The organism is Phycisphaerae bacterium, assembly GCA_018003015.1.
Classification (GTDB): domain Bacteria; phylum Planctomycetota; class Phycisphaerae; order UBA1845; family PWPN01; genus JAGNEZ01.
Genome location: JAGNEZ010000128.1, coordinates 1 through 6,636, shown reverse-complemented (window position 1 = coordinate 6,636; position 6,636 = coordinate 1). Strand labels below are relative to the sequence as shown.

Below are 6,636 nucleotides of genomic sequence, written 5' to 3'. Positions count from 1 at the left end.
GGCCATCGGCAGACTCCTTTCGCAAGAGACTCTCGCCGCTCCATACGGCGTACTTGCGAAAGGTATACACGATGCCTATCCATCGCGCCAGACCTCCCAGCTTACCTATCTATGCGCGCTGGCCCTGATGTGACCATTAGGATAACAGGAAGGAGCCCCAAAGTACAGGGCTTCCCCAACACAGCGGGCGGATTCCGACAGGAGCTAAGAGCCTATCCCAATAACCCCTGATCTGCCGATAGTATTGCTGGGCCTAGAGGCTGTCGAGAGGCGCCCGAGAACCAGCCAGGTAGAGGCGCCCTAAACCCAGCCAGTGATGATCACGTTCTTATACCTCAAAGGCTCTTCTCTTTTCAATCGTCGGAACCGGTTTGAGCTTTCCTGGTCGTTGCCGTTTCCGTTTTGCCGGCGCGGTCCTTCAGCCGGTAGCTCCGGCCGGTGATGGTGACGACCTCGGCATGGTGCAGGAACCGGTCGAGGATCGCGGTGGCCGCGGGGACGTCGCCGATCAGCTTGCCCCAGTCCTCCAAGGGGCGATTCGAGGTCATCATCGTGGACCGGACCTCGTACCGGCGCATGATGATCTCGAACAGGTATTCGCCGGACCGTTTCGGTAACTGCTTCATTCCGAAGTCGTCGATGATCAGCAGGTCGGGCTTCAGGTACCGGGCCAGGACTTTCTCCTCGCCGCTGAGGGCCTCGTCGTGCAGGAAGTCCCGGACCACGTCGAAGATCGAGCGGTACAGAACGGTGTGGCCGGCCTTGATCGCCTGGTAGCCGATGGCCTGGCAGAGATGACTTTTTCCCGTTCCCGGTGGTCCCAGCCATAGAATCGGGCGGGCTTCCCGGATGAACCGGCAGGTCGCCAGGTCGTAGACCTGCTTCTTCTTGATCGACGGGTTGAACGAGAAGTCAAAGTCCTCCAGGGTCTTGGGCTCGCGGAACAAGGCCGCCCGCAACCGGCGGTTCATGTGCCGGTCGGAGCGGACCATGAGTTCGTCCTGGAGGATCAATTCCAGGAACTCCAGGTGATTCAGGCCGTGTCCGGCGGCTTCCTGCAAGCGTACGTCCAGCGACTGGGCCATGCCGGACAGCCGTAGCTTCTTCAAGGCCGTTCGTAGCGTTTCGTTCATGGGTTCTCCTTCTGGAATGTCGAGTGAACCAACTCTCCGTACTCCGCCAGGCTCCGGATGATCGGATGCTCCTGGGCGAACTCGAACTGGGTTTGGGCGGATGCCTGCCGATCAATCAGATTCCGCACGTCGCGCAGGCGGTAAGCACCATGGCCGTGGGCGATCTCGCATGCCTTCTCGATGCCGCCCCAGGCGTGCTTGCAGGTCAGGCTCATCAGCCCCTGAAGAACCCGCACGCCCTCAATGCCCCGGCTCTTCAACATCGCCTCCGCCCAGCGAGTGGCCTGCGGTCCGATCTGACTCACCTTGTTCAGCATCCAGGCAGCCCCATGCTCGATGCTGGAGATCTTGCGGCTGGAGACGTGCAGCGGATTGGTATCGAACTGGCCCTCATGGGTGTGAGCGTGCTCGGTGATCAGATTCATCCGCTCGTCGAAGATGCGAACCACCCGGCTCTCCCATCGGACCCACACGGTTCGGCCCAGGTACTCCGGCGGAACCGAGTAGTACGCCTTGGCCACCTCGACGTGGCCGTCGCTGTTGACGATCCGCTTGCCCTCCTGGAAGCTCGGGAACAGGTTGGCCGGCAAGGGTAACCCAAGTTCCGGATTTGTAGGAGGCAATCGGCCCTGGGGATAGCGCCAGGGCCGGTTTTGCTCCACAGTCGTGACTACATTTGCGTAACCTCTTCCAGGTATCGCAACCGCTGGGGCAGTGTGAGCCCCAGGCGGTTCAGCAGGACGCGTTGGGCGCGGTCGGGCGTGGTCACGCACCGGACGTACACCGTTTTGCCCGGTCGACCATCACCGGTCACCGTTGGCAGGACCACGTCGCCGCTCTTGATTTTGGCGAACTCCTCCATCAGTGTCCGAGGGGCATCGCCCAGCCCCGCACCTCGCATCCACTGAGCCAGAGCCTTCCACAACACGTAGGCCAGGAAGCAGATCAGAATGTGAGCAAGGACGCGATCGGGCTTCTGATGAAAGACCGGTCGAATTTCCAATTCATCCTTGTGGATTCTGAAGGCCCACTCCGCCTCGGTGAGCTGGGTATATCGTTTCCACAGCGTGGCCGGGTCGGTGTCGGTCAAGTTCGTCCGCAGCAGATAGCATCCCTCGGAGAGGGCCGCCCAGTCGTTCCACCGGGTGTTGCGGGTCCAGGTCATGGACAGGAAGGTGAGTTGCTGGCGGAACGGGCGTCCTTTCGCAAAGCGGACAATGTCCCAGAACCGCCGGCGAGTCTTGTTGACTCTCGTCTTGGCGTAGTGAAGATGCTGAATGAAGTGGAGCATCATGGCGTCGCAGTCGCTGATATCCATGAGGTCGCCGAAGGCGACGGTTTCGAAGCGGTCGCCAAAATGCTCCTTGGCCCACAGGCCGATCTTGAGGGCCTGGTGGCGGATGTCCCAGTACTCTGCGATCCCGATCGTGCCCTGGTTCCGTTCCGCTTCGTCAGGCCGTACCCGCTCGTGCTCGGCTGCAATGTAGGCGGCGATGATGGCTTTCAGGGTGTTCCCGATCTCCGGGCCGGGCTCGGGCTCGGGGGTGGTTCCGTCGTCATCCTCGCGGTCCCTCCCGTAGTTGGTCCGGATCCAGCGACGGTACTCCCGCTCAGATTCGTCGCGGGTCCGCTGGAAGCGAACGCGGCACATCTTGCCATGGGCATCCCGAAATGATATACAATAGCGACCGGACGCGTCCGGCTTGCGGGAGAGTCTGGGAATGTGGTTGGGTCGTTTTTGTGTCAACTTAAGGATTCGGAGATGCCGGGCCTTTTTGCTCGTAACGTATTCTAAATAAAAGACTTAGTTCCCCTAGCTCAATTGGATAGAGCGTTGGCCTCCGGAGCCAAAGGTTGCTGGTTCGAGTCCAGCGGGGAACGGTACCCCTTATTAACACTAATGGACATCTCTGGGCACTCGGGGATAACACCCTGTTTCTGTTGGGTCTATTGGTCTTCTGCCGGATTGGGTGTCCCGGCTTGTCCACCTCTGGAATGGCCTTCTCCGCCTGTGCCCCCTGGCCTTTTACTGGTCCCTTTTTCGTCGCAATCTAGGCCAGCCGCGCGGCGGGAATCACCGTCAAGGTCGGGGCTGGAGGCGTAGTGTCTGCTGGCGACTTCCGGGGTATTCCCCGTCCAGCGGCAAACCCGTCGCCCCCAACAACATCTCCCGTCGAAGGCGGTTCGGGAGGTGGTTGGGGGGCGTATTGAAGCCCAAGCGGATCGGTCATGCTTGGCGGCCCTCCCCTCACATACTCATTCAACCCCACCCCATCCACGTAATCGAGCGGATCGCGCTGCAGCCAGCGGCCCAGGGAGGGCGAGTAGCTTCGGGCCCAGAAGTGGTACAGCCGAACCGCCGGGTCGTAACGCTGGCCGGTCCAGGCGAACGGGTTGCCGTAGGCCGACACCGGCCGGGCTGTACCGTTCGGGGCGGTAATGTACGTCCGGCCGTAGGGGTCGTACTCGTACCTCTCGACCAGGTTCCCGCTTGCGTCGGCCAGCCCGACCACGCTGCCCAGGGCCCCGTGCAAGAAGTACAGCACCTCGGCCGTATTCGTTTCCACGTCCCCGGCGGCCGTGTAGTCGATCATCACGTCCTGGTCGACACTTGCGGTCGTTGAGGTCAGTCTATGAGCGCGTTCCGTCCAGCTTCGGGGAGACCTCTATCTGGAAAATGGCTCATGACCCGTTATCCGGCCGCATGACCCTTTATCCGGCCGCTAGATGTCGCAAGCCGACGTCAGGGAATATGCGGCGGCCCCTGGGTATCAGGACAGGGACTTCGATAATGACGGCGACGTCGATCAGTCCCATCTCGGTATCCTTCAACGGTGTCTCAGCCCGCCGGATGTCGTGGCCGATCCGAACTGCGGGAGATGAACGGTGGTGACGGTCGGCAGGCGAGCCTCTCGCTTTGGGTGAGAACCGCCTGCCCTGGCTACTGAGGTGCGATTCGGCCCGCTGACGTTGCGGCCTTCTGGCCGTGCGGCCGGGCCACCACGGCCTCAACGGGGGATGGTTCGCTTCCGACTCCTTTGACTTGCCCGTTGGGACATCGGTTACCGGTTTCCGCTCATTCCTTTCTCGCCCCCATCTCGCCGTTGTTGACGCAGAGCTTGAGCGTGTGAAGGCTATTGAACCGTCAAAATGGCATATCGACGGGGGTAGACTGTGGTACAATAGACGTGAACAGGACGGGTCACATCCTGGACATCGTAGACCACGGAGGGCGATCAAGTCGGAGGAGCGGATCATGATCGCTGTGTACTCAAGCTTGTTTGTACGGAAGATGCTTGTTCTGGGTGTTTGTCTTCTGGCGGTATTGGGGGGTGCGTGCGCGCCGACGCCGCCGGGCGGTAGACCCCTGCCGCTGGTGACCGGCGAGGAGCTACTGGCCGGCGGTGGCACGATCGGATCGGAGGGTGGTACGTTGACCGTCAACGATTCGGCCAGCCCGCTGCATGGCCTGTCCATCAACGTGCCTCCGGGCGCGTATCTCAGCCCCAGGAGCTTCACTATCTCGTACCGTCCGATCCTTGATTCCTCATTCTCCACCGGGGGAGAGGTCGCTTCGCCCTTGATCTCCATCGACAACGGGGGTGAATATGCTGAGGAGTTCATGACGCTGAGGATCCCGGTCAGCGTGGCGGATGACGAGGTGGCCGTGGCCTTCCTGTACGACAGCGAGAACGGCAAGATGGAGGCTATGACTCCGATCGATCAGGATGACACCTCCATCACCGTGGTGACTCGTCACTTCTCCGACGCGGTTGCCAAGCGATACAATCGCTGGGAGTTGTCCGCGCGACCGTTGGACAGCGACTTCGCCCCGGGCGCCGATGACTGGCCGTTTCGGAATGAGGGCAGCTACCTCGAACCCACGGGTATCGCCGGCGGCATGTGCCTGAGCGAGCTCTATTACTACCTGGAGCGGCGGCGTGGCCGCAATCAGCCGGCGCTTCGCGAAGCGTTTGACAGCTCGACCCTGCTCTCCGGGCTGAAGACGTCTGGCTTCTCGTTGGATGATGACGAGGGGATTTGGCTGAGCTCGATCGCCGTGGCTCGTGGAATTGAAGGAGTGACGCAGACGAGATTCCTCGACATGATTCGTTCTGATGGGAGAAAACTCTCACTGGAGGCACGACAGTTCTATGCCACGCTCGCGGCGTTGCGCGAGACCGGGGAGCCGCAGATCCTGCTTGTAGAGTTGCCGGAGGGAAAGGGCACGCACGTTGTACTGTGTTACAGGTGGACCGGTCCGAATCCAAGCGCTAGCTCGCTGAAGCCCCGTGCGCTCTATGTCGCCGACCCGAACTCGCCGGGGCAGGGCAAGACGATGATCTTCAGCCCCTCGGACTCCTTCGATCAGCTTGAGTCGACGCTGAAGTTTGGCGCCGTGTACTTCTGCGGCAAGACCAGCACCAACCACTGGAGCGCACTTGGCAAGTTGTTCACCGACATCGAGAACACCGACCTGAGCGGGCCGGGCGGCGGCTTTCCAGTGCTGAACTACAGGATTCTCGAGCTGGGTCAAGATAACAAAGAGACGGGGGTTTCGTATCAGCTGGATCTGAACCGGCCGAGCGAGGTCGAGGTTGGCCGGCCGCGAGCCCAGGTGATGGTGGACGTGCCGACGGGCTTCCAGAAGCGGATTACCGCTTATCGATACGGCAGCCCGCCTGAGAAGCTGGCCAATTCGTCAGTACTTGCGTTGCAGGAAGGCGACAACCTCATCGGATTCCACGTCGAGGGCTTCATGGACCCCTCCGGATTGGGTGGGATCCTGCTGGGCGGGTGGTACTGGGCCGGTTTTCAGTGGATCAACATCAAGTATGTGGAAGAACCGACGCCGATGTGTACCATGAACGATCTGGCCGGCACCTGGCGCCGGCATTACGACAACGACTGCAATGGGACTGAGGACCGCTACGATACGGATGACGACCGGCTGGTTCTCCACGCGGACGGAACGGTTTGGAGCGTCAACTTCGGCCGGCGCGAGGGCTGGGGCTGGGGCGTCACGAACAACCAGGTGAGTTTCTGGTATCCCCAAGGTCAGAGTATCGAGGGCTGGGCCACGGCCACATCCGACTGTGGGGCGATGATCAACGGCACAACCCGGATCTTTACTGCGGGGGTCGCCTGGCAGCACTATGATGTGTGCTGGTGGGCCTCCAAAGAGTGATTGGCTTCCTGCATCGGGGGTTTCTTGGGTCGGTGAGCTCTTCTTGAGCGCCCGCTCACCGCGAAGAACGGGGTGGGGCCCGCGGTGCAACTCCGAGTTGAACCGCCAAGGCGACGGGACGCCGGGAACCGATCCTGAACAGGCAATCGACCCGGACGGCTAGAAAATCATCCTGACACCTTTTTCACGGGGTCCGTGACACATTAGGCGGGCGTTTTTGGTATGATGCTGGCTGGCAGTCATGGAAGACGGCCGGAGTTGGGGGTTTCAAGGAGGACATGGGTCATGCCGGCGCGTAGCACACGTTCGGAAGCT

5 protein-coding genes and 1 tRNA gene are annotated in these 6,636 nt (G+C 61.1%); 2 read left to right on the top strand and 4 right to left on the bottom strand.

The window, feature by feature from the left end; translation table 11 throughout:
• Positions 1–353: 353 nt before the first annotated feature.
• The 3 genes from istB to KA354_24875 all read right to left on the bottom strand — a co-directional run bounded on the left by istB (position 354) and on the right by KA354_24875 (position 2,784).
• On the bottom strand, positions 354–1,133 hold the full coding sequence (gene istB, locus KA354_24885; GenBank protein ID MBP7937888.1) for an IS21-like element helper ATPase IstB: 780 nt from the start codon (positions 1,131–1,133) through the stop codon (positions 354–356).
• Positions 1,130–1,723, bottom strand: coding sequence for a hypothetical protein (locus KA354_24880; GenBank protein ID MBP7937887.1), 594 nt, complete (start codon positions 1,721–1,723; stop codon positions 1,130–1,132). The genes istB and KA354_24880 overlap by 4 nt, the downstream gene beginning before the upstream one ends.
• Before the next feature lie 80 nt (positions 1,724–1,803).
• The gene (locus KA354_24875) at positions 1,804–2,784 is read right to left on the bottom strand and encodes a hypothetical protein (protein ID MBP7937886.1); all 981 of its coding nucleotides are present in this window, start codon (positions 2,782–2,784) and stop codon (positions 1,804–1,806) included.
• A 156-nt stretch (positions 2,785–2,940) separates the two neighbouring features.
• Between KA354_24875 and KA354_24870 the strand changes: the two genes are divergently transcribed.
• A tRNA-Arg gene (locus tag KA354_24870) sits at positions 2,941–3,014 on the top strand.
• A 170-nt stretch (positions 3,015–3,184) separates the two neighbouring features.
• Here the strand turns inward: KA354_24870 and KA354_24865 are convergent.
• Positions 3,185–3,727 carry an RHS repeat-associated core domain-containing protein gene (locus KA354_24865; protein MBP7937885.1) on the bottom strand — a complete coding sequence of 181 codons (543 nt, stop codon included), beginning with the start codon at positions 3,725–3,727 and terminating at the stop codon, positions 3,185–3,187.
• A 662-nt stretch (positions 3,728–4,389) separates the two neighbouring features.
• Here KA354_24865 and KA354_24860 point away from each other — a divergent pair.
• Positions 4,390–6,321 carry a hypothetical protein gene (locus KA354_24860; protein MBP7937884.1) on the top strand — a complete coding sequence of 644 codons (1,932 nt, stop codon included), beginning with the start codon at positions 4,390–4,392 and terminating at the stop codon, positions 6,319–6,321.
• Positions 6,322–6,636 lie beyond the last annotated feature (315 nt).